This is a genomic window from Rhizobium sp. SG570, assembly GCF_012275345.1.
Taxonomy (GTDB): Bacteria; Pseudomonadota; Alphaproteobacteria; order Rhizobiales; family Rhizobiaceae; genus Rhizobium; species Rhizobium lusitanum.
Genome location: NZ_JAAZQI010000005.1, coordinates 337,880 through 363,454, shown reverse-complemented (window position 1 = coordinate 363,454; position 25,575 = coordinate 337,880). Strand labels below are relative to the sequence as shown.

General features: G+C 62.0%; 24 protein-coding genes. 15 read left to right on the top strand and 9 right to left on the bottom strand.

Translation table 11 applies throughout. From position 1 onward, the window contains the following. Positions 1-8 precede the first annotated feature (8 nt). Positions 9-875, bottom strand: a complete 867-nt coding sequence (locus FHT28_RS13555) for a LysR family transcriptional regulator (RefSeq protein ID WP_047553789.1) — start codon at positions 873-875, stop codon at positions 9-11. Between the two features lie 105 nt (positions 876-980). Between FHT28_RS13555 and FHT28_RS13550 the strand changes: the two genes are divergently transcribed. After that, entirely contained in the window at positions 981-1,409 is a 429-nt protein-coding gene (locus FHT28_RS13550) for a VOC family protein (RefSeq protein WP_037196204.1), read from the top strand. A 62-nt stretch (positions 1,410-1,471) separates the two neighbouring features. On the opposite strand, the gene FHT28_RS13545 is transcribed toward FHT28_RS13550, so the two are convergent. Beyond that, positions 1,472-2,926, bottom strand: a complete 1,455-nt coding sequence (locus FHT28_RS13545; protein ID WP_168596502.1) for a PLP-dependent aminotransferase family protein — start codon at positions 2,924-2,926, stop codon at positions 1,472-1,474. Positions 2,927-3,034: 108 nt separating this feature from the next. On the opposite strand from FHT28_RS13545, the gene FHT28_RS13540 reads away from it, so the two are divergent. The 4 genes from FHT28_RS13540 (at position 3,035) to FHT28_RS13525 (ending at position 6,604) form a co-directional block, all read left to right on the top strand. Beyond that, positions 3,035-3,898, top strand: coding sequence for a DMT family transporter (locus FHT28_RS13540; RefSeq protein ID WP_092573149.1), 864 nt, complete (start codon positions 3,035-3,037; stop codon positions 3,896-3,898). 87 nt (positions 3,899-3,985) lie between these two features. Next, positions 3,986-4,450 (top strand): nuclear transport factor 2 family protein, encoded by a 465-nt coding sequence (locus FHT28_RS13535; protein ID WP_037196087.1) that lies wholly within the window; start codon positions 3,986-3,988, stop codon positions 4,448-4,450. A gap of 1 nt (position 4,451) precedes the next feature. Continuing rightward, positions 4,452-5,051, top strand: coding sequence for a TetR/AcrR family transcriptional regulator (locus tag FHT28_RS13530; RefSeq protein ID WP_168596501.1), 600 nt, complete (start codon positions 4,452-4,454; stop codon positions 5,049-5,051). 227 nt (positions 5,052-5,278) lie between these two features. After that, positions 5,279-6,604 (top strand): glucoamylase family protein, encoded by a 1,326-nt coding sequence (locus FHT28_RS13525; RefSeq protein ID WP_037196084.1) that lies wholly within the window; start codon positions 5,279-5,281, stop codon positions 6,602-6,604. Positions 6,605-6,762: 158 nt separating this feature from the next. On the opposite strand, the gene FHT28_RS13520 is transcribed toward FHT28_RS13525, so the two are convergent. From FHT28_RS13520 to FHT28_RS13510, 3 genes are all read right to left on the bottom strand, one after another. Continuing rightward, entirely contained in the window at positions 6,763-7,752 is a 990-nt protein-coding gene (locus tag FHT28_RS13520) for an Ldh family oxidoreductase (RefSeq protein WP_168596500.1), read from the bottom strand. Between the two features lie 83 nt (positions 7,753-7,835). Beyond that, complete coding sequence (locus tag FHT28_RS13515) at positions 7,836-9,371, bottom strand: aldehyde dehydrogenase family protein (protein ID WP_168596499.1); 1,536 nt, start codon at positions 9,369-9,371, stop codon at positions 7,836-7,838. Between the two features lie 102 nt (positions 9,372-9,473). Next, positions 9,474-10,757 (bottom strand): FAD-binding oxidoreductase, encoded by a 1,284-nt coding sequence (locus tag FHT28_RS13510; protein WP_047553803.1) that lies wholly within the window; start codon positions 10,755-10,757, stop codon positions 9,474-9,476. A 207-nt stretch (positions 10,758-10,964) separates the two neighbouring features. On the opposite strand from FHT28_RS13510, the gene FHT28_RS13505 reads away from it, so the two are divergent. Together FHT28_RS13505 and FHT28_RS13500 are read left to right on the top strand one after the other, a co-directional pair. After that, positions 10,965-11,201 (top strand): Lrp/AsnC ligand binding domain-containing protein, encoded by a 237-nt coding sequence (locus FHT28_RS13505; protein ID WP_034509182.1) that lies wholly within the window; start codon positions 10,965-10,967, stop codon positions 11,199-11,201. A gap of 404 nt (positions 11,202-11,605) precedes the next feature. Next, entirely contained in the window at positions 11,606-12,808 is a 1,203-nt protein-coding gene (locus FHT28_RS13500) for a glycosyltransferase family 4 protein (RefSeq protein WP_168596498.1), read from the top strand. Here the strand turns inward: FHT28_RS13500 and FHT28_RS13495 are convergent. Continuing rightward, positions 12,775-13,629 (bottom strand): glycosyltransferase family A protein, encoded by an 855-nt coding sequence (locus FHT28_RS13495; protein WP_168596497.1) that lies wholly within the window; start codon positions 13,627-13,629, stop codon positions 12,775-12,777. The genes FHT28_RS13500 and FHT28_RS13495 overlap by 34 nt on opposite strands. Before the next feature lie 185 nt (positions 13,630-13,814). Between FHT28_RS13495 and FHT28_RS13490 the strand changes: the two genes are divergently transcribed. The 4 genes from FHT28_RS13490 to FHT28_RS13475 all read left to right on the top strand — a co-directional run bounded on the left by FHT28_RS13490 (position 13,815) and on the right by FHT28_RS13475 (position 19,267). Then, positions 13,815-15,329 (top strand): polysaccharide biosynthesis C-terminal domain-containing protein, encoded by a 1,515-nt coding sequence (locus FHT28_RS13490; RefSeq protein ID WP_047553808.1) that lies wholly within the window; start codon positions 13,815-13,817, stop codon positions 15,327-15,329. Between the two features lie 10 nt (positions 15,330-15,339). After that, complete coding sequence (locus tag FHT28_RS13485) at positions 15,340-17,130, top strand: alpha/beta fold hydrolase (protein ID WP_168596496.1); 1,791 nt, start codon at positions 15,340-15,342, stop codon at positions 17,128-17,130. A 63-nt stretch (positions 17,131-17,193) separates the two neighbouring features. Continuing rightward, a complete protein-coding gene (locus tag FHT28_RS13480; RefSeq protein ID WP_047553810.1) occupies positions 17,194-17,862 on the top strand; it encodes a response regulator in 669 nt (222 codons plus the stop codon). Continuing rightward, positions 17,852-19,267, top strand: coding sequence for a sensor histidine kinase (locus FHT28_RS13475; RefSeq protein WP_047553812.1), 1,416 nt, complete (start codon positions 17,852-17,854; stop codon positions 19,265-19,267). Before FHT28_RS13480 ends, FHT28_RS13475 begins: the two co-directional genes overlap by 11 nt. A gap of 174 nt (positions 19,268-19,441) precedes the next feature. Here the strand turns inward: FHT28_RS13475 and FHT28_RS13470 are convergent, their stop codons facing one another. The 3 genes from FHT28_RS13470 to FHT28_RS13460 form a co-directional block, all read right to left on the bottom strand. Beyond that, on the bottom strand, positions 19,442-20,323 hold the full coding sequence (locus tag FHT28_RS13470) for an ABC transporter permease (protein ID WP_037196058.1): 882 nt from the start codon (positions 20,321-20,323) through the stop codon (positions 19,442-19,444). A gap of 14 nt (positions 20,324-20,337) precedes the next feature. Then, positions 20,338-21,156: an ABC transporter ATP-binding protein gene (locus tag FHT28_RS13465; protein ID WP_034509194.1), complete on the bottom strand. Its 819-nt coding sequence runs from the start codon at positions 21,154-21,156 to the stop codon at positions 20,338-20,340. Between the two features lie 91 nt (positions 21,157-21,247). Continuing rightward, positions 21,248-22,261, bottom strand: coding sequence for an ABC transporter substrate-binding protein (locus tag FHT28_RS13460; protein WP_037196055.1), 1,014 nt, complete (start codon positions 22,259-22,261; stop codon positions 21,248-21,250). A gap of 330 nt (positions 22,262-22,591) precedes the next feature. On the opposite strand from FHT28_RS13460, the gene FHT28_RS13455 reads away from it, so the two are divergent. The 4 genes from FHT28_RS13455 (at position 22,592) to FHT28_RS13440 (ending at position 25,460) form a co-directional block, all read left to right on the top strand. Further along, the gene (locus FHT28_RS13455; RefSeq protein ID WP_168596495.1) at positions 22,592-22,900 is read left to right on the top strand and encodes a hypothetical protein; all 309 of its coding nucleotides are present in this window, start codon (positions 22,592-22,594) and stop codon (positions 22,898-22,900) included. A 189-nt stretch (positions 22,901-23,089) separates the two neighbouring features. Then, complete coding sequence (locus tag FHT28_RS13450) at positions 23,090-23,548, top strand: helix-turn-helix transcriptional regulator (protein WP_037196050.1); 459 nt, start codon at positions 23,090-23,092, stop codon at positions 23,546-23,548. Positions 23,549-23,733: 185 nt separating this feature from the next. Continuing rightward, a complete protein-coding gene (locus FHT28_RS13445) occupies positions 23,734-24,987 on the top strand; it encodes a YcaO-like family protein (RefSeq protein WP_168596494.1) in 1,254 nt (417 codons plus the stop codon). A gap of 230 nt (positions 24,988-25,217) precedes the next feature. Beyond that, positions 25,218-25,460: a hypothetical protein gene (locus tag FHT28_RS13440; protein ID WP_047553818.1), complete on the top strand. Its 243-nt coding sequence runs from the start codon at positions 25,218-25,220 to the stop codon at positions 25,458-25,460. Positions 25,461-25,575: the final 115 nt, after the last annotated feature.

The window sequence follows — 25,575 nt, the reverse complement described above, 5'->3', positions numbered from 1 at the left end:
TCGCCCCGTCAGGCAACCTCAGAGCCGCACCCGATCAGGCAATCGGCAAGGTACGCGCTCGCGGGGTTGCCGTCGCGCGACCGCAATATCCCGATCTCGCGATAGAATGTCGACGCAGCGAGCGACACCGCACGCACGGACGGCATAAGGGGCGGGCCGCCATCGACGATCGGTAGAAGCGCCACCCCGAGCCCTTGCCCGACCAGAGCCAGCAACGCGGCTATGTCATCGATCTCCACGGATTCGTTGGGCGCTATCGCATGGGACCGCAGGAACCGATCAACCTGCCTGCCGCCGAACGAGCTGCGGTCATAGCGGATGAATGGCTGCTCCCGCAGCAATGTCTGCCAATCATCGCCCTCCACCCGCTCGGGAACCGCCAGCACATAGGGCTCCCGCAGCAGGGGCTGCCACACAAGATCCTTGGGTATGCCGAAGGGAGGCTCGATGAGTACCGCCAGATCAAGCTCGCCGGCATCGAGCAGATCGAGCAAATGAAGGGAGACACCCGGAACGATATGAACATGATGGTTCGCAAACCGCTGGCGGAACGGCACGAGCGCACGCGCAAGCACCGTCGATTGAACAGAGGCAATGGCGCCGATGCGCAGTTGGCCGCCCGAAACCTCATCGGCCGGATCGGCGATGCGCTCGAACATCGCTATGATGCCCTTGGCGCGTTCCAGCGTTCGCAAGCCCGCGGCATTCAATGTGGCGGAACGGCCGGTTCGCTCGAATAATTGGACGCCGAGTCTTTCCTCGAGACGCTTCATTTGACCGCTGACGGCCGCCTGCGTCAGTCCGATCCGATCACCAGCGGCCGCAAATGTCCCGAAGCGGGCGACAGCAACAAGCGTTTTCAGTTCGGGTATCATGATGCATAATTTTTCCTATGACTCAGCCTTATAATATACAATTTTTCATAGGAAATAATGTACCTTATTGATCACTGCATCGAGTTCGCACATCTGGAGACGATCATGAGTGCAGCACCTCTTCACCCTTTCCATCTCGCATTTCCCGTCAACGATCTTGCGGCGGCCCGCACGTTCTATGGCGGCCTTCTTGGCTGCCCCGAAGGTCGGAGCTCCCCCGACTGGATCGATTTCAATTTCTATGGCCATCAGGTCGTCGCCCACCTGGCTCCGGGAGAAACGGGCGAAGTGGCGGCGAATGCCGTCGATGGTCACGGCGTTCCCGTGCGCCATTTCGGCGTCGTTCTGTCGATGGAGGAATGGGAGGCGGCGGCCGAGAAGCTGACCAAGGCCAACATAGACTTCGTCATCAAGCCCTATATCCGCTTCCGGGGCGAGCCTGGAGAACAGGCGACCATGTTCTTCAAGGATCCAAGCGGAAACGCCATCGAGATGAAGGCCTTCGCCGACATCAACAGCCTGTTTGCCAAGTAAGGCATTAAGCCCCGCGATGTGAGCGCCCATGAATGGCGGAACGCTCATATCGCAGGGTTTTCCTACGTCCTCGAAGAACCGCGAGCTCCGCCGACAGTCGGACGATCCGTGCTCAGCCTCCGCATGGATGCTTCCAGCACGTCGAAGATCCTGCCATCGGTCGACTGCGCGACATTGAACCGCATGAAGCTGCCGGCATTGTCCGCCACGCTGAAGGCATTGCCGGGAGCAAGGATGACGCCTTCGGCCAGGCAGGCGCGGGCGACATCGGCCGCATCCTGGCCCTCCGGCAGCCGGCACCAGAGGAGCATGCCCGCCTGCGGCTTGAGCCAGGGCGTGATGCCGATAGCCTCCAGCCGCGCCGTCACCTCGCTCATGGCCTTGGCAAGCCGGACGCGCAGCGCCTCGACATGCTTGCGATAGCTGCCGTCCTTCAGCGCCAGATAGACGAGCTCCGCCGATAATTGTCCGCAACTGAAGCTGCTGGCAACCTTGAGATCGACGAGTCCGTCGATCCAATCCGGCCGCGCGGCGACGAAGCCGCACCGCACCGAGGCCGAGAGCGTCTTCGAAAAGCTGCCGATATGGATCACCCGCTCGAGCCCGTCATAAGCGGCAAGCCGCGGTGCCGGGACATTCTCGAAATCGGAAAAGATATCGTCCTCGATGATAACCAGGCCGGACGCATCCGCCAGCTTCAGCAGGCGATGCGCCGTCACGGGCGACAGCACGGCACCCGTCGGATTATGGATGGCGGAGTTGGTGATGTAGAGCCGGGGCTTGTGCCGTTCGAGCGCCTGGCCGAACAGCTCGACATCCGGCCCCGTCGGCGTGAAGGGCACGGCGACGACATTGGCCCGGTGCGCACGCAGCAGCGCATGGAAATTGAAATAACAGGGATCGTCCACCAGCACGGTGTCGCCGGGCTCCAGCAGGAAACGGCAGAGAAGATCGATCGCCTGCGTGCCGGATTCGGTCAGCATGATCTGGTCCGGAGGCACGGTGATGCCGTGCTCGCCCAGCCGCCTGGCGAGCAGCTGCCGCAGCGGCGGCAAGCCGAGCGGCGTGCCGTAATTGGCGAGCGTTTCGAGGTCTCCGCGCGCCAGCGTCCTCATCGCACGGCGCAGCGCCGCCTGCGGCAACCAGGATGCGGGAAGCCAGCCGCAGCCGGGCTTCAAGACATCGTCACCCATCTCAAGCGATTGCCGCGAAATCCACAACGGATCGACGTTGCGGTCCGATCTTGCGCCGGCCTCAGACAATGAAAGCGGCGGCAGGGGGCCGCACACATAGAATCCTGAGCCCGGCCGCGAACGGATCATCCCCTCGGCGGCAAGACGCTCATAGGCCTCGACCACGGTGGAGACCGATACCTGCATGATCTTGGCGAGGCTGCGAACGGAGGGAAGCCGTGCGCCGGGCATCAGGCTACGGGTGGCTATTCGATCGGAAATCGCAGCCATCACGGCTTCGATACGCGTGCCGCCGACCGCGCTCACAGCCAATGCATCGTCCATCCGTACTGCACCTCATACCATAACAGTTCCCTTAAATTGTACTGCACTGTCTCTGGAATAGCCAGTCGGCTTCGCCGATACCGCTGGCATCAAGAAGGAGCATGCGCAATGGACAAGGCAACGATAGGATGGATCTACGGGCTGATAGGGGTGGTGATCTTCAGCGGATCGCTGCCGGCGACGCGGGTGGCCGTCATGGACTTCGATCCGGTGTTCCTGACCGTCGCCCGCGCAGTCATCGCCGGCCTATTGGGCCTATGCCTGCTGCTTGCCTTTCGGGAAAAACGCCCCGCCCGCAGTGATATCGGGTCACTGGCGATCGTCGCGCTCGGCTGCGTCGTCGGTTTTCCCCTGCTGACGGCGCTGGCGCTCAAGCATGTCACATCGGCCCATTCGATCGTCTTCATCGGGTTGCTGCCGCTTGCGACCGCCATCTTCGGCGTGCTGCGCGGCGGCGAACGACCACGGCCGGCTTTTTGGATATTCTCCGCCATCGGCAGCGCCCTCGTCAGCGGCTATGCCCTTACGCAGGGCGTATCGGCCTCGCCGGTCGGCGATCTGCTGATGCTCGCAGCCATTCTCGTCTGCGGACTCGGTTACGCCGAAGGTGCCGTGCTGTCGCGCCGGCTCGGCGGCTGGCAGGTCATCTGCTGGGCTCTGGTTCTGTCCCTGCCGGTCACCGTCGCGCTCTGCATCGCCACCATGCCGCATACTATCGACGGCATCGGCGGCCCGGCCTGGATCGGCCTCGCCTATGTTTCGTTGTTCAGCATGCTGATCGGCTTCGTCTTCTGGTATCGCGGACTGGCGCAAGGCGGCATCGCAGCCGTCGGCCAGTTGCAGTTCCTGCAGCCATTCTTCGGCTTCGCGCTTGCGGCGGCATTGCTCAAGGAAAGCGTCAGCTGGTCCATGCTCGTTGTAACGATCGCTGTCGTCGCCTGCGTCGCCGGCGCCCGGAAATTCGCGCGCTGAGGCGCTCGTATCAGACGGCCGTGTGCCGGCTTGATCTTCTAAACTGATCGGTCTATAAAATACCAATCGGTTTAGAAGGAGCACATCATGCCGACCCCGCTTGTCCCACCCTTCACCCGCGAGACCGCGATCGCCAAAGTCCGCATGGCAGAAGACGGCTGGAACAGCCGCGATCCCGAGCGCGTCTCCAAGGTCTATACGGAAGACAGCCAATGGCGGAACCGCGCCGAATTCCCGCGCGGCCGCAAGGAGATTGTCGAGTTCCTCACGCGCAAATGGGCAAGGGAGTTGGATTATCGGCTGATCAAGGAACTCTGGACCTTCGAGGGCAACCGCATCGCCGTCCGCTTCGCCTATGAATGGCACGACGACAGCGGTCACTGGTTCCGCTCCTACGGCAACGAGAATTGGGAATTCGATGCCGACGGGCTGATGCAGCGCCGCTTTGCCTCCATCAACGACATGCCGATCAAGGAAAACGAGCGGAAGTTCCACTGGCCGCTCGGCCGGCGCCCCGACGATCACCCCGGCCTGTCGGATCTCGGCCTTTGAAATGACGCGCACCGTCTTCGAAAAGCCCGATGCCGTTGCCCTTGTGGCCGAGGTCTTTCGCGAGCTCGGCTACGAGGGCGCGTCGATGAGCAGCATCACGGCGCGCACCAAACTCTCGAAGGGCAGCCTCTATCATTTCTTTCCCGGAGGTAAGGAACAGATGGCGGCCGAGATCATGGCCCATATCGATGCCTGGTTCGTCACGGAAGTGTTCAGGCCGCTCGAAGAGGATGACCCTCGCGCCGCCATCCTCGGTATGTGGGAGACGACGGACACCTATTTCCGCTCCGGCCGCCGTGTCTGCCTCATCGGAGCCTTCGCGCTGGACGAAACGCGCGATCGCTTCCCGAGCGCCATTCAGAACTATTTCCTGCGCTGGATCGAAGCACTCGCCGGCGCCTTGACGAGAGCCGGCCTGGCTGCTGCGGAAGCAAGAGTGCTTGCCGAGGAAGCAGTGGTCGGCATCCAGGGTGCGTTGACGCTGGCAAGGGCGCTTGGGGATGATGCGATTTTCGGCCGCACCTTGGCGCGGCTGAAGGAGCGGCTGGGAGCGGCTGGGAGCGGCAGTCGAATAAAAAGCCCCGCGTCGCGAATCACTTGATAGGCGACAGCGCCTTGACCCTGACGCAGGGGGGTCACATCTTATTGCGCGATGTCCGAGAAACGGTGCCTTCCGCCATCAATATTAACGATGAGTTGCGCGCCAAAGCGCTGATCTTAAATAATCCTCCATAAAAGCGTGGCAGCGTTAATCATGTTTGATTTGCAACTATCCGAGCTCCTGTGCTCATCAGCAGGGAATGGGAGCATCCAGGAGATGGGTAGAAGATGCTGCAGCAGGTAAACGACACCGACAACGCGCTGATCGATCGATTGCAACGTTCCGCGTTCGATTATTTCATGCTTCACACCAATCCGGAAAATGGGCTGGTGGCCGATACGTCAATCAAGACAAGCCACTGCAGCATTGCCGCCGTCGGTTTTGCGCTGTCGAGCTATCCGGTCGCCGTCGAGCGCGGCTGGATCGACCGCGCCGAGGCAGCGACACGGGTGCTGACCACGCTCGATTTCTTCGCCGACAGCCAGCAGGGCACCGAACGCGGCGCCACTGGCCATCGCGGCTTCTACTACCACTTCCTCTACATGGAGACCGGCAAGCGCGCCTGGAACAGCGAGCTTTCGACGATCGACACCGGCTTGATGCTGCTCGGCGTATTGACGGCCGCCGCCTACTTCGATGGCCCCAGCCAGACCGAACAGGACATCCGCAAACAGGCGACCTTTCTCTACGAGCGCTGCGATTGGCGTTGGGCCCTCAACAAGGGACCGACGATCAGCATGGGCTGGAAACCGGCAAGCGGTTTCCTGCGCTGGCGCTACCAGGGCTATGACGAGGCGATCTTCCTCTATGTCATGGCGCTCGCCTCGCCCACGCATCCGATCCCGTCCTCGAGCTACGACGCCTTCGCCTCGACCTACACCTGGATGATGTTCAAGGATACGCCTTTCCTTTATGCAGGGCCGCTGTTCATCCATTTGTTCTCCCATGCCTGGATCGATTTTCGCGACATCCGCGACAAGCACGTGGCCGACAAGGACATCGACTATTTTCGCAACACGCAGACGGCAATCGCCGTTCAGCGCGACTATACGGACCGCAATCCCGGCCATTTCCTCGGCTATGCGAAGGATATCTGGGGGCTTTCGGCCTGCGATGGCCCCAACCCGACCGGAACGAAACATAGCCGGCGACACGGCCAGAGAGTTTTCGGCTATGCCGCCCGCGGTGCGCCACTCGGCCCCGACGACGGCACGATCGCTCCTTGGGGGCCGCTGTCCTGCCTGCCTTTCGACCGTCAGGCCGCGCTCGACGGGACGAAGGCGCTGCTTTCGACCTATCCCAGCCTGCTGCTCGACGGCCGCTTTCCCGGCGGCTTCAATCCGAGCGTCAAAGGCCCAGGCCCGGAAGGCTGGGTGGACGACCGCTCGGTCGCCATCGACCAGGGCCTGCTGGTTATGATGATCGAAAACGCCCGCACCGGCTTGATCTGGAACCTCATGCGCCAATCGCCGATCCTTCGCCACGGCCTGGAACGAGCGGGCTTCACCGGCGGCTGGCTCGACGAGAAACAGGCGACGCCCGCGATCGCCTGATTTTGATCGCCGGTAGCCATCAGGTATCCTCGTCGACATGGCAACGTTGCTGCGCAATCCTTCTCCCCTCGGGGAGAAGGAGCTGCCTCCTTGCACCAATTCATCTTAGCGTAAGAGCGCGGCCGAAACGCATTCACCTGACCATCATCTTCAGCGCTTCAAAGCCCCTTGATCGCCTCGATTACCTCGTCCTCAACCAAAATCCCATTGGCGATTGCCTCGCGTCGCGAGGTCTGCCCGCGCCGCCCGGGCAGGCGGACGTTGGGATCTTGGGTGATCTCGCTTGCCAGCAGTGCAAGCCGCTGTGCCGTGTCGGCAACGCTCATCGCCGCCGGATTGATGGCGATGATCGTGTGGCCGAGCCCCGGCGGCGCCCCCTTGTCGTCGAAGAGCGACGAAGCCTCGAAGGCATAGTTGGCGCCGGTGAGACCGGCGGCGAGAATTTCCACCATCAACGCCAGCGCCGCCCCTTTGGAATCGCCCGCAGGAATCATCGTGCCGGCAAGCGCCTCCTCGGCATTGGTAGTCGGCCTGCCCTCGCGGTTGAAAGCCCAATCGGCGGGAATGGATGCACCCGTCTGCCGCGCGGCCATCACCTTGCCGCGCGCCACTTTCGATAGCGCCAGATCGATCACGATCGGGTCGTCGTCAGGAAGCGGCGCGGCAAATGCAATGGGATTGGTGCCGAAGACCGGCGTCTTGCCGCCCCAGGGCGCCATGGACGCCGGGGCATTGGCCACCATCAACGCCACCAGGCCCTGATCGGCGAAGCGCTCCACCGTCAGGCCCATCACGCCGGCATGATGAGAGCGGCTGATGGCGGCAAGCGCGATCCCCTGCTCGCGGGCGATGATCGGAAGCTCGCCGACGGCAAGATCGAGGGCAGGATAAGCATAGCCATGGCCGGCATCGATGCGCAGAACGGCGGGAAAGGGCCGGCTCATCTGCGGCACGGCGAAACCATCGGTCTTGCCCGCCTTTGCATGCCCCGCATAGGCAAGGACGCGCCGCAGGCCGTGACCGCTCTGCCCGGCAGCCTCCGCCGCAACGAGCGCGACGGCCACGGAGCGGGCGTTGTCAGCGCTCACGCTGCTTCGCTGCAGTGCCTCCACGACAAGCGTTTCAGCTTCGGCAAGCGACAGATGCATGAGACGAGACCTTGAGAACAAATGAGGAGGATGAAGACTTTCTACGCCTTCGCCCTCCTCGTCGCAATGCAACAAAACTCTGGCTATTCCACATCGAATTTGACGCCCTGCGCCAACGGCAGGGTGCGGCCGTAATTGATGGTATTGGTCGCCCGGCGCATATAGGCCTTCCAGGCATCCGACCCGGATTCGCGGCCGCCGCCCGTTTCCTTCTCGCCGCCGAAAGCGCCGCCGATCTCGGCACCGGAGGGGCCGAGATTGACATTGGCGATGCCGCAATCCGAACCGCGCGCCGAAACGAAGGTCTCGGCCTCGCGCATGTCATTGGTGAAGATCGAGGACGACAGGCCCTGCGGCACGGCATTATGCAGCGCCACGGCGCTGTCGAAATCGCTGTATTTCATCACGTAGAGGATCGGCGCGAAGGTCTCCTGCTCGACCGGGCCGGTCTGCTCGGGCATCTCGACCAGCGCCGGACGGACGTAGAAGGCTTCGGCCGATCCGCTCTCGACACGTTCGCCGCCGGTAATCTTGCCGCCGGCCGCTTTGGCTTCAGAGAGTGCCGCCTGCATCCTGTCGAAGGCATGTCTGTCGATCAGCGGACCCACAAGCGTTCCCGCCTCCAGCGGATTGCCGATCGTCACCGAGCCATAGGCTTTCTGCAGGCGCGGCACGAGTTGATCGTAGACGCTCTCATGGACGAAGAGCCGACGCAACGACGTGCAGCGCTGGCCGGCGGTGCCCATGGCCGAGAAGGCAACCCCGCGCAACGTCAGGTCGAGATCAGCCGTCGGGCAGACGATCGCGGCATTGTTGCCGCCGAGCTCGAGGATGGCGCGTGCGAACCGGCCGGCGAGGCGCGGACCGACGGCGCGGCCCATGGCTGTCGATCCGGTCGCCGAGACCAGAGGAACCTTCGGATGATCGACCAGCAGTTCGCCGAGGTCGCGACCGCCGATGATCAGTGTCGAGAGATTGGCCGGCGCCTCCCCGCCTTCGGCGACATAACGCTTCAGCGCCTTTTCGAATAGAGCCTGCACTGCAAGCGCCGTCAGCGGCGTCTTTTCCGAGGGTTTCCAGATCGTCGAATTGCCGCAGACCATGGCAAGCGCCGCATTCCACGACCAGACGGCCACCGGGAAATTGAAGGCGGAGATGATGCCGATCGGCCCAAGCGGATGCCAACTTTCCATCATCCTGTGTTCTGAGCGCTCGGTGGCGATGGTCAGGCCGTAGAGCTGGCGCGAGAGACCGACGGCGAAGTCGCAGATATCGATCATTTCCTGGACTTCGCCGAGGCCCTCGGAGGTGATCTTGCCGACCTCGAAGGAAACCAGCCGGCCAAGCGCCGCCTTGCCGCCGCGCAGCTCCTCGCCGAGCAGGCGGATCAGCTCGCCGCGCTTCGGGGCCGGCACGTCGCGCCATGCGAGAAACGCCTCATGCGCCTTGTCGATCGCAGCCTTCGCCTCTTCGGACGAATGCTCCTTGAGCCGGCCGATTTCGGCGCCGGTCACCGGAGAGGTGACGGCGAGCGTTCCGCCCGTAAAGCGATCGGCTGCAACACCGAGTTCCGTCAATATCGCCTTGGTCTCGGCGGCAAGATCGAGTGTCGCGGTCATCTCGTTTCCTCTTCCTGTAATGATGGTTCGGTTGCCGTTCTATCTCTTTGCTTTTCCGCAATTCCGGACGGAAAGCCGCTGCGCATTTTTCCTGGAATTGCCTTAAACTCTTGCGCCGACAAAATGCGCGGCTTGGGCGCCGGCCTCGTACCACATTTCCTTGACGGCCCTGAAGCCGGGCTCCACGATATCCGTCACCGGCAGCGGCAGCTCGGCCTCGGAGATCTGGCCGAGGATATGGCTTGCAAGCACTTTTCCGAACACCGTGCCCGGCGCGATGCCGCGACCATTATAGCCGGAAAAGCCGACGACATTCTGCGCAAGCCTATGGAAGCGCGGCAGCGCGTTGTCGGTCATGCCGATCTTACCGTACCATTCGCATTCGAAGGGAATGTCCCCGAGCTGCGGGAAGAGCTTTCTCAGTGACCGGCGCGCCCAGTTCTTGTGCACGGCAAGGCCGGTGTTGCGCAACGCCCCGACACTGCCGAAAACGAGTCGGCCGGCTTGATCCATGCGGAAGGACGAGAGGACCTCCTTGGTGTCCCATGCCCCCTCCCGGCCGGGCAGGACGGATTTGCGCAAATTGTCGCCGAGCGGCACGGTGGCAAAATTGAAATAGGGAAGATGCACCTGCTCGTTTCGCACCGTCTCCCAGGGGCCGGTGCTGTAGGCGTCCGTCGCAACGACGATCCAGTCAGCGCTGACCTTGCCGCCATCGGTCGAAACCACCCATTTCGCGCCGCTCCTTTCCGTCGCCGTCACGCGGCTGCCGGTGTGAACCGCAACACCGGCCTTGACCACGGCATGCGCCAGACCGCGCGCATAGGCGAGCGGCTGCAGGGTGCCGGCACGCATGTCGAGCAAGGCCCCGGCATAGGCGGAGCTGCCGACGCGCCGCTCTGTCTCGTTTGCGTCGAGAACCGTTACAGGCGCACCGCGCTTGCTCCATTGCCGCGCCCGCTCCTCGATCTCCTTCAAGCCCTCGGGGCCGACAGCGCAATGCAGCGTGCCATTGCGCTCCAGCTCGCAGGCGATGCCGTGCTTGTCGATCAGCTCCATGACAAGCTTCGGCGCATTGCCGAGTAGATCGAGGAGCCGCTCGCCATGAACGGGGCCGAGCTCGCCCGGCAGGTCTTCCGGCATCACCCACATGCCGGCATTGATCAGGCCGACATTGCGCCCGGCACCGCCGAAGCCGATTTCATTGGCCTCCAGCAGCACGACACGGCTACCTGCCTCGGCGAGATGCAGCGCCGCCGACAATCCGGTATAACCGCCGCCGACCACCACGACATCGGTGGAAACCTCGCCGGCAAGCGGCTTCGTCACCGGCGGTGGCGGGGCGGTCTTTTCCCAAAGACCATGGGAACGTGGGTCATTCAGCATGAGATCGGTCCAATCGATGAAGGCAATCCCGCTAATCTAGCGCCACGTTCGAACTTGCGGAAGCGGCAAGAGCGACATCCGGTGGACAGAGAAAAACTTGCATGGCCATGGCGCTTTCGGCCATTATAGAGAAAATGCCGACCGCCATCGCGGTTGCAGGTAAAAGCACGCCGCCATCGCGGTCGCGGACAGAAGCAGGACAGTCTCATGAAGCCCATTTTCGTTCAGCTCCAATGCGCTCCCGGCAAGACCTACGAGGTCGCCGACGCAATCTACCAGACGGAGCTGGTCTCGGAGTTGTATTCCACCAGCGGCGACTACGACCTGCTGCTGAAGGTCTACATCAAGGAAGAGCAGGATATCGGCAAGTTCATCAACGATAACATCGCCCATATCCCCGGCATCGTCCGCTCGTTGACGACACTGACGTTCCGAGCGTTTTGAGAGATCCAGACTTCGGATCAGCATGCGCCACGGTTAAAGCTGCGTTCGCGGGATTGCCCCTCACCCCAACCCCCTCCCCGTTCTTGCCGAGAGAGGGAGTTCACTGAGTTTTGCGGCCCGGGCACGATCGCATGGCAAGTCCCCTCTCCCCGCATTGCGGGGAGAGGGCTGGGGTGAGGCGCCACGCACTGTAATCCGGCATCAACACACTCGCCTGACAAGCACAATCCCCTTGCGCAACGCTCCGATATTAACCCTCTTGCCTAAAGCCGCTTGGCTTTCGACCCGCGATTAAGCCTTTTTTAACCGACCGGATGATCTGCTTCGCCGGCTGATCAACGGGCGGCGCGCCGTAGCGCCGGATTGCTGTCGCTTGGCGCAGCATAGGGGTTTAAGGTGGATCGATGACATCGGCTATTGCTGACAATCAGGCAAACAAGCAGGCCGGACCGCTGATCGTGCATGTCGTGCGCCAGTTCCTGCCGAACAAGGGCGGCCTGGAAGACGTCGTCGCCAATCTCTGCCGGCAGTTGATCTCCCGCGGCTATCACGTGCGCGTCGTCACCTGCGACAGCCTGTTTTCAGACCCGGGCCGCAAGCTGGCGGCGACCGAAACGATCGATGGCATCGAGGTCGTGCGTATCCCCTGGTCCGGCTCCAGCCGTTATCCGCTGGCGCCGCAGGTGTTCCGCCATGTTGCCGATGCGGATCTCGTGCATGTCCACGCCGTCGATTTCTTCTTCGATGCGCTTGCCTGGGGCAAGCTGATGCACGGGCGCCCCATGGTTGCCACCACGCATGGCGGCTTCTTCCACACGCCGAAATATGCCGCCATCAAGAAAGTCTGGTTCAATACCGCTACACGACTATCGGCGCTCGGCTACAACTATCTCATCTGCTGCAGCCAGTCCGACGCGCGGCTGTTTTCCAATATCGCTAGAAATCGCGTCCGCCTGATCGAAAACGGCGCCGATGTCAGCAAGTTCGCCAATTGCGCCGCATTGGAAGCCCGTCGCCGCATCGTCACCATCGGCCGCTTCTCGGTCAACAAGCGGCTCGACCGCATGCTCGACGTGATGAAGGCGCTCGCGGCGCGCCATGCCGACTGGCATCTCGATATCATCGGCGCCGTGTCGGATCTCGATCAGCCGACATTGGAGAAGGAAATTGCCGCACGCGGCCTCGAACGAAACGTCTCCCTGCATGTGGCGATCGATGACGGCTCGATCCGCAACATCATCGCCCGCGCTTCGCTCTTCGCTTCGGCCTCCGAATACGAAGGTTTCGGCCTGGTGGCGATCGAGGCCATGAGCGCCGGCCTGCTGCCGGTGCTGAATGCCAACGACGCCTATAAGGCCCTGGCCGAGACCCACCCGGCGCTGATGCTTTCAGATTTCTCCGATCCGGAAACGGCTGCCGATACCCTCACCGCGGCGTTCGAGCGCCTTGAGGCAGATGACCTGAGCTTGAGGCAGGAGCTGCTCAGCGACGCCCGCGCCTATGCATGGGATGAGGTCGCTCAGCGCTACATGGATGTCTATGCCGAAACCATCACGCCCAAGGGCAAATCGCCTCAGCTCCTGCGCCAGCGCGGCCAGGTCGCATAACCCTCCAGAATGCCCAGAAGCCAGGCGCGTTTGTAGCGCGCCGCATCGGGATTGAATCTGGCGAGCGCCGCGAGCCAGCCGGCAACGGGCCGGAACAGCCGATAACAGACATAGGGTAGCGGGAAAGCCTGCTTGCGCATCAGGGCGCCAAAGCCGCGGCCATATTTGCGCGCCCGCTCCACCTGCCGCGGACCATATTCGCTCGTGACCTGATCGTGATGGACGATCAGGTCCGGGAAGAACATCGCCCGTTTGCCGACGGCAAGCGCGCGCAGCAGGAAATCTGCCTCCTCGCCGCTCTGGAAGGGTGATTCCGAGCCGACGCCGAGGTTTTCATCGAAGCCGCCGATATCGGCAAGCGCCGCGCGGCGCACGAAGATGCCGTTTGAGTTGCCGCATTTCAGATAGTTCCAGCGCGTGAGGGCACGCCGCGTCTCGCCGGTCGGGCTAACGGAGGCCAGCCCCTCGGCGTCGAGGGTACGACCCGTGACGATCGCAAGTTCAGGGTGCGCGGCAAACAGCGTCCCGGCAGCGGCAAGCGTATCGGCTTCGTACCAGCAATCATCGTCGGGAAAGCAGACATAGTCGCCCGTGGCTGCCGCCAGACCATTGTTGCGCGCCCGCGAAAGCCCCTTGGGCGAGCGGATATGCCGGATCGCGAAGAGAGACGAAAAACGGCCGATGAGCCCGGATAGTCGATCATCCGCGTTCTGATCGACAAGAACGACCTCGAAATCCTTGTAGCGCTGTTCGGCCAGCGACCGGAACAACCGCTCCAGCTGGTCAAAACGATCGATCGTGCAGACGATGAGGCTGAACAATGAAACCCTCCGGACAAGCCCCAGACGGCCAACATCAGAAGGAATGAATATTAGCCGAAGTAAAAAATCAACTTACAGCAGCATTAAACGCTAAATATTAAGGCATATGAAATAGAGCAGACGTTATCTCCACGAAGAGCCGATATGTGCGTTGGTTTCGGCGAATTGAGGAACGGTCTGTCTTCATGACGAAGAGCATCATGGCAAATTCGGTTTTGAACGCGGCGGCGGGATTGACCCTGCTCGCGACCGGCTTTGCCTGTTCTATCATTGCAGCACGCCTGCTGGGCCCGGAAGCCAACGGCATCATCGCCTTCTCGCTGTGGCTGACGACGACGGGAGCGCTTATCGCCGAACTCGGCGCCGGCGTCACGCTGCTGCGCATCCTGCCGCAATTGAAGGGACGGGGCTATTCGGCCGAGGAACGACTGGGCTTTGCCGCCTATCTCCTGCAGCCGACCATCCTCGCAACCTTGATCCTGCTCGCCGGCTATGTTGCCTACTACTGGGATACGGGGCGATTGCATTGGGCCGGCGACGCGTCCGCCGTCATCGCCATCACCGGCGTGTTTTTCGTTCTCCAGTCATTCGGCGCCTATAGCAAGAACTACCTGATCGGCGAGCAACAGCTCGGCACGTTCCTGCGCATCACCGTGACAAGTTCGGTGCTGCAGCTCGCCGCCGTGCTCGCCGGTGCCATCTTCTTCGGCGTCAGCGGCGCGCTTGCCGGCTATGCCATCGGCCAGTTGCCGATGTTCATCGCAACCCTCAGGATCGCCATCGCGCGGAAAAACAACTGCGGCGTCGGCCTTGCCTCTCTCATCAGTTCATCCCTTGTCCTCTCGATCGAACTCATCAACAGCTCGATCTTCCTCAACCGCATCGAGCTGCTTTTCCTGCAGCATTATTGGGGCATCGAAGCGGTCGGCTTTTATGCCGTCGGCCTGTCGCTCGCTAATCTGGCGCTGCAGCTGCCGGTGCAACTAAGCGGCAGCCTGCTGCCCTATTATTCCGAACAGATGCATGCGCGGGCATCCGACAAGCTGCCGGTTCACGTCTTCGCGGGCGTGGCGCGCAGCATAGCCTATATCACCCTGCCGATGAGCTTCGGCCTTGCGGCCATCGCGCCTGAGCTGGTGGTGACGATCTTCGGCACGCCGTTCGCTCCGAGCGGCGGCATGGTGGCGCTGCTGTCGCTGACCGCGGTGCCCTATGTCGTCATGCAGATCTGCACGCAATATCTCTATTCCCTCGATCGTGCGCGCGAACGCACTATCATCGGCGGGATCGCCAGCGTCGTCATGGTGGTCGGCTGCCTGATCGCGGTGCCGTTCTACGGCGGCGAAGGCGCCGCGCTGGTTCGCCTGCTGGTCTTCACTGTCATGTGCCTCCTGATGGTCCGTCGCATGGAATTCGAGGGCTCGACCCGGGGCATGCTCGTCAACCTCGCCAAGGTGACGGCTGCGGCCATTCTTTGTGCCGCCGCCGCCTATGGCTTCGTTCAAGCCCTATCCGGCGTCGCAGGCCTGGCGGGCGCCGTCATCGCCGGCGCTCTGGCCTATGGCATCGCGCTCAGGCTGCTGAAAGCCGTGCCCACGGAGGACGTCGACGTCCTGCAGAAAATCGCAGCGCGATTGCCCGCCCGCATCAATCCGATTGCCGTTCAAGCTCTGGCGTTACTGGCGCCCCGCCGAATATAAGGAGACCGTCATGGCTGGTTGGGGAGCCGCCGAACAACACGATAAATCGAAGCGCATGAAGGCGGCAGCCGTGCCGGTGACCTTCGCGGGTACCGTTGGCCTGTTCACGCCGGCTGCTGTATCTCCAAGCGCAACTGCCGTGCTGTTCCTCAGCCCTTGGGGCTTCGAGGAAATGTGCGTCCGCAAGTTCTGGCGCATCCTGGCGGAGGATCTTGCCGATATCGGCGTATCCAGTCTGCGTTTCGACTACGCCGGCACCGGTGATGCGCTTGACGTCGCCGATGACGGCCGGGGCCTGGCGTTGTGGGAAGAAACCGCGCTCGCCGCCGTCTCCACGTTGAAGTCGCTCTCCGGCTTCGAGAGGCTGATTCTCATCAGCCAGGGCCTCGGCGGCAGCATAGCCGCCACGCTCGCCGAGCGCCTGTCCGATGTAGATGGGATCGCCTTCCTCGCGCCGGTCGTTTCCGGCCGTGCCTATCTGCGTGAATTGACCGTCTGGTCGAAGATGATCGACGAGGGCATGGGACTTGCGGAGGCGCAGCGTCAGACCGAAGGTGTCACCGTTGCCAGCCTGCGCATGCCGGACAGCATCGCTGATGCCGTCAAGAAGCTCAATCTGATGACGCTCTCGGGGCTCGGCGCGCCGAACGGCCTCGTGCTGAACCGGCCCGGCCGGCCGGGAGACGCGGACTTTTACCGCCACCTGGAGACGCTCGCCCCGCATGTCGAGCAGGCTCCCTACGAGGGTTACGACGACCTGGTGTCGAACCCCACCGTCGCCGTCATGCCGACCGTTGCGGGCCACAGGATCCTCGAGTGGGTGAAGTCGATTGTCGTAAAGCCCACAGCGGCGGTTTCTATCAATCTCATGAGGCCCGATGCCGAACCGCTCGTCGGTGACGGCTTTCGCGAGACGCCGGTGCGTTTCGGCGCCGGCGAACGCATTTACGGTGTGCTCTGCGAACCCACGGGCGTTCGCACCGGTGCAACGGCACTGCTCCTGACCACCGCCTACGACCGCCATGCCGGCTGGGGCCGGATGTCGGTTGCCATGGCACGCGCGCTTGCCCACGACGGCATCGCTTCCCTGCGCTTCGACACGGCCAATGTCGGCGACAGCCCACCGCTTCCCGATGCTCCGGAGCAGGTGCTGTATTCGCGCGACCAGCAACGGGATGTCGCCGACGCGCTCGACCTGCTGGAAGCGCGAAACCTGCTGCCGGCGTTTGTCGTCGGCCGTTGCAGCGGCGGCTATCTCGCCTTCCAAGCCGCCTTGCGCGACATCAGGTGCAACGGCCTGATCACCGCCAACCCTTACAATTTCTTCTGGGACGAGACCCGATCGGTCGACGAAGCCCTACGATTCGCGCCACGGTCGCTCGAAACCTACGGGCGGAAACTCCTGCAGCTGGAAACGCTGAAGCGGCTCTATGGCGGCCAGATCGATGCTGGAAGCGCGATACGCAACATGGCGATCGTGCTCGCCAGGCGCGCGGTGCGATTGTGTCGTCCGTTGTTCAGTCTCTTTCCCTTCTTAGCCGGTGCGCGTGAACCCGTCATCAGCGGTTTCCACGCGCTCGCCAAGCGCCGGGTCGACATCTCCCTGATCTACAGCGCCCATGATATCGGCCTCGATCACCTCCACGAGCAGTTCGGCGAAAATGCCGCCGGCCTGAAGCATTTTCCGGACATCCGCCTCACCATCATCCCCGAGGCAGACCACAATCTCACCCCGCCCTATGCGCGCAAGGTGTATCTGCGAGAGGTCAGGGAGATGGGATTGAGGCTCGGCAGGCGATGAAATCTGACCGTAACGTCAGCCGGAAATACTCGCCATATCCGGCACTTGTTGTATAGTTGCAGCATGAGGCTGCTGATCGTCGAAGACAACCGCGAACTGGCGTCCTGGCTCGGCAAGGCGCTGCGTCAGGCGCAATATGCCGTCGACATCGCCTACGACGGCGAGGACGCCGAGCACATGCTGAGGGTCGCAGCCTATGCCGCTGTCATCCTGGATCTGTCGCTGCCGAAAATGGACGGGTTGACCCTGTTGAAGCACGTGCGCCAGAGCGGCAACAAGGTGCCGGTCATCATCCTCACGGCCAATGCCAGCCTCGACGGCCGGATTGCCGGCCTCGATAGCGGTGCCGACGATTATCTCGCCAAGCCTTTCGAGATTGCCGAACTGGAAGCCCGCATCCGCGCCGCCGTCCGCCGTGGCCACGATCACGCCGCGCCGGAGATCGCCGTCGGCGACCTTTTGTTCGATGGCGGAACGCGGCAGTTTTATCTCGCCGGCGAGGCCCTGGCGCTGACGCCGCGCGAACATGCCGTGCTCGAACACCTGGTCATGAAGGCCGGCACGACCGTGACCAAGACCACGCTGTCGGAAAGCGTCTTCGGCTTCGACGATCTCGCCGATACCAGCGCCATCGAAATCTATGTGCATCGCGTCCGCAAGAAACTCGAGGGCAGCACCGTTCAGATCGCGACGCTGCGCGGCCTGGGCTATCTCCTCCGCCATGCACAATAAGGACGCTCCCCCGCCGAAAGGACGCCTGGGCCGCACCGTAAGCGCGCTGACGAACAGCCTGCGGGCGCAATTGTTTGCCTGGGTGGTCCTGACGCTGATCGGGGCGATCTGCATCAACCTTTATCTCAGCTTCCGCTCGGCCGACGCCACGGCCGATCTCGTCACCGATCGCACGCTGCTCGCCTCGGCCCGCGTCATCGCCGAAGCCGTGCATGTCGATGGCAGCGGCACCGTGCAGATCGATATCCCGCCGGCGGCGCTTGAAATGTTCGATACCGGCTATGGCGACCGTGTCTTCTACCAGGTGGTGACCGCGTGGGGAAACCTCATCGCCGGCTATCCCGACCTGCCCCACCCGAAAAGGGAGCAGGTCGGCGAGGACACGACCTTTCGGGCCGACGGGATGCGGGCCCTGATGCTGAGCCATCCCGTCGTCGGCCTCAACCAGGACGGCCCGGTTTCCGTCACCGTCGCCGTCACCCACAACAGCCAATATGCCATGCGCCGCAGGCTGTGGCTGTCGGACTTCACCAAGCAGCTCGTGCTCGTCCTGGTCGCCGGCCTGGTGACCATCATCGGCCTGCAGCGCGGCCTCACGCCGGTGCTGAGACTTCGCGACGCCGTGCGCGAGCGCGGGCGTCAGCGCCTGGATCCTTTGGAGCCCGATATGGTGCAGAACGAGCTGCGGCCGCTCGTTCACGCCCTCAACGATCACATGGAGCGCGTGCAGAACCAGATGGCGGCGCAGCGCCGCTTCGTCTCGAATGCCGCCCATCAGTTGCGCACGCCGCTCGCTCTGATTTCGACGCAGGCAAGCGTTGCCGCACGCGAGACGGATAGCGCCAGGCGCGACGAGGCTTTGCAGGCGCTGCGTTCGAGCACGCGGCAGGTCACCCGGCTTGCAAGCCAGCTTCTCACCCTCGCGCGTGCGGAACCCGGCAGCCGCCGGCCACGGGACGACACGATCGACCTTGCGGATACCGCCCGGCGGGTGCTGGAAAATCTTGCCGAAGAGGCCTTGCGGCACAATATCGACCTCGGGCTGGAAGCCGGCGAAATGCCGGTGCGCATCGAGGGAGACGGCACCATGCTGCGCGAGATGCTGGTCAACCTCGTCGACAATGCCTTGCGGTACACGCAGCCAGGCGGGCGTGTGACGGTGGGCATCGGACGGGAAGGCGATACGGCCCTCCTATGGGTCGAGGATAACGGTCCGGGCATTCCGGAAGCCGAGCGTGCCCAGGTGTTCGAGCGCTTCTATCGCATCATGGGCACCGAACCCGAAGGCAGCGGCCTTGGACTTGCCATCGTCCGCGAGGTCGTCGACGGCGCCGACGGCTCGGTCGCGCTTGGCGAAGCGGCCGGCGGCGGGCTGTTGGTCAGCGTGCGGCTGCCGGCGGTTTGAACTGCGAAGTTAAGTCGGGAATTTACGTCGCGATCCCTGGTTCTGGAATGCGATAGTTGCGGGATAATCCCTCTCCACGCCCGCGGGGAGACGGGGTCTCTCACGCCAGCGCAACAAAAAGGGCCGGGCAAGATGCCCGGCCTCGGCCTTGGGAGGCGCCAGAAAAGTCGCGGCTTATTGCGCGTCCATATGCTGTTGCGGACGCCAGCGGGTGATGCGGTTTTCCACCAGGGTCATCACATATTCGGCGCCGAGCGTCACCAGCATCACCAGGATGATCGCGGCATAGAGGCCGGCAGCGTCATAGGTGCCCTTGGCGATCGAGATCAGGTAGCCGACGCCGGCCAGAGAGCCGACGAATTCGCCGACGATCGCGCCGATGATGGCAAACGAGAAGGACACGTGCAGACTTGCGAAGATCCAGCTCATCGCCGACGGCAGGATGACGTTGCGGGTGACCTGCCAGTTCGAGGCGCCGAGGATGCGGGCATTGGCGATCATGTTGCGGTCGGCCTCGCGCACGCCCTGAAAGGCATTGGCGAATACGACGAAGAACACCATGATGAAGGCGAGCGCCACCTTGGAAGGCAGGCCGAGACCCATGATCATCACGAAGATCGGCGCCAGCACGACGCGCGGGATCGAATTGATCGCCTTGATGTAGATCGACAGGATATCGGAGGCCAGCCTGTTGCGGCCAAGAGCGACACCGACGAGAACGCCGGTGATCGAACCGATGACGAAGCCGATCAACGCTTCTTCCATGGTGACGCCGAGATGATACCAGAGCGAACCGTTTTCGGTGCCTTCCGTGACCCAATCATAGAGCCTGTAGCCGATGGCAGTCGGGCTGGAATAGAAGAACGGATCGATCCAGTGCAAATCCGAAGCAAGCTGCCAGACGCCAAGGATCGCCACGAGGATCGCGACCTGCCAGAACAGCACGACATATTTGCGGCGTGACATTGCCTTCATCGCTGCTGCTTCGATTTCCGCATCCGAGGTACCGGCGCGGAAGATCGGCGCATTGCCTGTCTCAAGGGCTGTGTTTGCCATGATCAATCCTCCCCTTATGCCGCTTGGGCGGCACGGCGATAGCTGGTTTCGACCTCTTCGCGAAGGTCATCCCAGATCGTCTTGCAATAATCGATGAAGTTCTGCTCGTAGCGGATCTCCGAGACGACGCGCGGACGCGGCAGGTCGATCTTGTAGACCGACTTCACCGTCGCAGGTCCCGCCGTCAGCACATAGACCTTGTCAGCCAGTGCAACAGCCTCTTCGAGATCGTGCGTGACGAACACCACGGAAGCCTGCCGTTCAGCCCAGAGCTTCAGCAGTTCTTCATGCATGACCGTGCGGGTCTGCACGTCGAGAGCCGAGAACGGCTCGTCCATCAGCAGGATTTCCGGCTCGTTTATGAAGGTCTGCGCCAGCGAGACGCGCTTGCGCATGCCGCCCGAGAGCTGATGCGGATAGTGATGCAGGAATTTCGTGAGGCCGACTCGGGCAAGCCAGTCCTTGGCGCTCTTCTCGGCCTCTGCTTTGGACTTGCCTCGGAACAGCGGGCCGGACATGACATTGTCGATAACGTTCTTCCAGGGGAAGAGCGCATCCGTCTGGAAGACGAAGCCGACACGCGGGTCGATGCCGTTGACCGGGCCGCCCATCAGGCGGACTTCGCCGGCACTGGGCCTGGCAAGGCCGGTGACGAGGTTGAGCGTCGTCGACTTGCCGCAGCCCGTCGGGCCGACGACGGCGACGAATTCGCCGCGTTCGACGGTCATGTTGAAATCGCGAAGTGCCGTCAGCGATTTGCCGGTCGGTGAAACGAAACGGCGGCTGACATTGATGAGCTCGATCGCCGATGTCCGGCGTCCATCCTGTTGCATGGTGCTGATCCTCACGCGTGCCTTAGGGCGTGCACGCAAAGCCCGGTGAACTGCCGCTTCCAACACCAGCCGGAAGCGGCATTGTGACTGCTTACTTGACGTTCTTGACGAATTCCGTCGTGTAGGTCTTCGACAGGTCGATCGTCTTGCCCTTGACGTTCTTGGAGAACGCCGAGAGCACGGCGAGAACGGTCTTCGGGCCATCTTCCGGCATTACGCCATCCGGCGTGAACATTTCCTTGCCGGCGTCCAGGGCCTTGATGTAGCCATCCTTGTCGCCGACGTAGAAATCCTTCGGCATCTTGTCGGCAATCTCGGCGGCGGAATGGGTGTGGATGAAGCGCAGCGTCTTGACGAAGGCGTTGGCGAGCTTCTGCACTTCTTCCTTATGGGCATCGACCCATGCGGCGTCCATGTAGAGGGATGCGGCCGGATAGGTGCCGCCGAGCGCTTCCTCGGTGCCCTTGAGCGTACGCAGATCGACGAGAACCTTGGCCTCGCCCGTCTTCAGCAGACGCGAGATCGTCGGCTCGGTGGTCATGCCGGCCTGGATGGCGTCCTGCTGCATGGCGGCGATGAAGGTCTGGCCGGCCCCCACCGGAACCGGGGTCACGTCGGCAGGCGAAAGGCCGGCCTTGGATGCCATGTAGAGCGTCAGGAAATTGGTGGAAGAACCGAGGCCGGTAACGCCGACGCTCTTGCCCTTCATATCCGCGAAGGACTTGATTTCCGGATGCTTGGCCGAAACCAGCTCGACTTCGCCGGGCGCCTGGCTGAACTGCACCACCGACTTGATGAACTTGCCCTTGGCCTGCAGGTCGACACAATGATCGTAGAAGCCGACGACACCCTGGACGGCACCGGCCAGCAGCTGGTTTTCGGCATCGACGCCGGCCGATTCGTTGAGAAGCTCGACCTCGAGGCCTTCATCCTTGAAATAGCCGAGCCCTTCGGCAAGCTTGGCCGGCAGATAGATCTGCTTCTCGTAGCCGCCGACCATGATGGAAATCTTGTCGGCGGCCTGTGCCGCCGTGGCTGCAAGTGAAGCAGCAGTCATGACGAGGGAAAGGGCTACGGTATGAAAAAAGGCGCGCGATGAACGCATCAAATGTCTCCTCCTGTTTTGGTGCTTGCGTCGCCCGACGCCGCAGAACATCTGCTTCCTCCACGAAGCTCGACGAACCTAGCGCGTGCAACCTTTCAGTCAGCTTTCAGTGCGCAAGCTCAAAAGGCGACATTACAAATTTTTTTATTTCAATGAGCTGAAAGGGCTTTTGGCGCGCGCTTGAAAAAACGGCACAGGGACAATGGCGGTTGCCGCCATCGTCAAGATACCGTTGCGATCGCCCCTTGCAACGGGGAAGCATCTTCCGATCCTGGCATTTCTACTATAGCGACATATCTAGAACATCGTATGTTCATTGGGGGATGACGGATGAGAAGCGTAGCCGCAGCGCTGATTCTAACGACGATCGCAACCGCCGGGCCGGCCTGGGCCATCTCTCGCTACGAGTCGCTGAGCCGAAGCTGCGCGTCCGTGCAGCAGCTCATTGCCGGCGAACGCGCCGTCATATTGCGTTATCCCTCGAGTAACGGCCGCCTTATGTTGTATGACCGGTATGTCTCCGGTGACGAGCAATGCGGCATAAGTGGTTATGCGGCCCGCACCTTCGTGCCGACCAGGGACAACCCGCAATGCCCAGTCCATAATTGCAGATCTTCTTCCGTCTTCAATCCGCATTGACGCGCCGCGTCTTTCTGCGTTTATTTGGCCTTCACTGCCACAAAAACTTTACAAAAAAGACTTTTGGTTGAATTTTACCCATATTTAACACACATTGTACGGGCAGATTGGACGAAGGTTCCCTGCCCCTATAGTGTCACAGCTAAGGTGGCATCCGCCTGGTCCCCTGTTTGAAAAGGAGATTGCGCAGTGAGTGCAAAAGTACCGAATCCGATCGACGCCTATGTCGGCTCCCGTGTTCGCACACGTCGACTGATGCTCGGCATGAGCCAGGAGCGGCTTGCTGAACAGATCGGCGTCACCTTTCAACAGGTGCAGAAATATGAAAAGGGCACCAACCGCATCGGCGCGAGCCGGCTGCAGGCGATAGCCAACGTTCTGGCCGTACCGGTCGCCTTCTTCTTCCAGCAAGACAATACGCAGCCGCTCAACACGGATGGTTTGGGCGCGATCAACGGCCTGGAGGATCTGTCGGAGTTTCTGACCTCCAAGGAAGGTCTGAGCCTTAACAAGGCGTTCATGAAGATCAACGATCCCGGCATACGTCAGTCCGTGCTGACACTGATCAAGTCATTGTCAAATGCCTCCGAACCGCTCGCGGGCCATGTGCCGCAAGCGGCCGACGCATCGATAGGCCTTCGCAACTGACCTTCAGCCTTGCCGCATCGAACATGGTCGAGGCGCGAACCCAACAGAAGCGCTGGTGGTCGCCTCGACAGTCGCAGTTGCGCTGTGTGCTGATGCTGTTTCCCCTCGAAAGCCGGCGCGTGGCATGGGCAATTGGGAGGCTGTGATACCCGGCCGGTCAATGATCTAACCCTTCGGCGGCAATGATGACCGTGGATCCTTCCCCAGCCGAATTTCTTGCCGGACATTCGGGCCGGAAGGCATCCGCACTCGCCGCATCTCCTTATTCGGATCGCGCCTGCTCAGCCGAGGAAACCTTTCGGCGGATCGAGCCGTGTCTCCTGGCCCACGGCGTCACCCGTCTCGCGCGCCTGACGGGGCTCGACAGGCTCGGCATTCCCGTTTGGCAGGCAATCAGCCCGAACGCCCGCTCGATCGTCGTCCACAACGGCAAGGGCGTCACCGATCTCGATGCCAAAGTCTCGGCCGCGATGGAGGCACTGGAACGGGCCACGGCCAGTACGCCCGCCCTGGAAACCGTAAACACCAGTTGCGAGCGGCTGATGGTCGACGGACGCCGCACCGATACTCTGCCGCAGCTCATTGCCGGCGGCCAGGCCGATATCGCCGATGACGAGGACATCGCCTGGGCCGAGGGTCACGATCTCATTAGTGGAGAGGCCGTCTGGATCCCCGTCGAAGCCGTAGCACTCGATCGCACCATCCGAGTTGCACGCTTCTGGCAATCATCCGACGGGCTGGCTTCCGGCAACACCTTCGCCGAGGCCATCCTGCACGGCGTGCTGGAGCGCATCGAGCGCGACGCCGTGGTACTTTGGGACATCTCCACATTGAAGCAGCGCATGGACGCCTGCATCGACCCTGCCTCCTTCCACGATCCGGTGCTGAACGAGTTGACGGCCAGGATCGATTCCGCCGGGCTGACATTGCGCCTCTTTGACATCACCAGCGATATCGGCATCCCGGCCGTCACCGCTCTGCTCGGTCCCAGCGACATCGCCGCGGCGAGACGCGTGCGCTATCTCGATGTCACGGTCGGCAGCGGCGCACATCCATCGCCGCTCCGGGCAGTGATCCGCGCGGTGACGGAAGCCGCGCAGTCGCGGCTCACCTTCATCAGCGGCGGCCGCGACGATATAGAGCCGGAAACTTTTACCCGGGAACTGCCTGATAGCATCCGAAGCTGCTTCGACGCTGCCCCAAAACCCGCATCAAGGCTCGATGCCCCCTTGCCGAAAGGCGCCGAAGCCTTGTTGGAGCTGACGATCGATCACATGCGCCACGCAGGCATCGCCTCTGCAATAGCGCTTCCTCTGGCGCACACCTCCTTGCCCTTCTCGGTTGCAAAGATCGTGATACCAGAGCTCGAAAACCCACCGGGCAACCGCAAGCGCCGATACGGCCACAGGGCGCTTTCGAAATCCCTGCATCTGCTGTGACGATGCATATGCCCGGAAATCGAGCTTGGAGACCTAATATTTCCGGCCGCTGACCGGCGCATTTCTTCATTCTAACGTCCTGAAATTGCATAGGTAGGATTATTGCACAATCACGCCTCGTGTCACGCTGCATGTCACGCGCCAACCCCAGGAACATAAGTTAAGGTCTGCTCATGTTCTCGGCAGGATGCAATTCACCACCGCGAACAGGGGGCAATAGAGGGTGTGAAATGACTGCAGTACTTTCGATCGAAATGACAAACCAGGATCCGGATTCACTTAAGGAACTGGCGTCGATCGCACGACTCATCACTTATGCGCGGCAAAGTGCCAAAAATCTCAACGCGGAATTCCCGGTCTGGTGCCTGGATCTGGCGCTCGGAGCCGTGTTGCAGGAAATGTATGCAAACGGATTGCAGATGCCTTTGTTCGAAGAGGGCACGGACAGGGCAAACATGGCCGTTGCGCATTGAGCGCACCGGTGCGGGTTTCGGCGGGGGACCCGAGAAAATGTCGGTATGGTTAGCAAGCCATGCCGGCATTTTTGTTGAGGAGCAGAGAGCAAGACCAACCTAGAGCGTTTTGTTT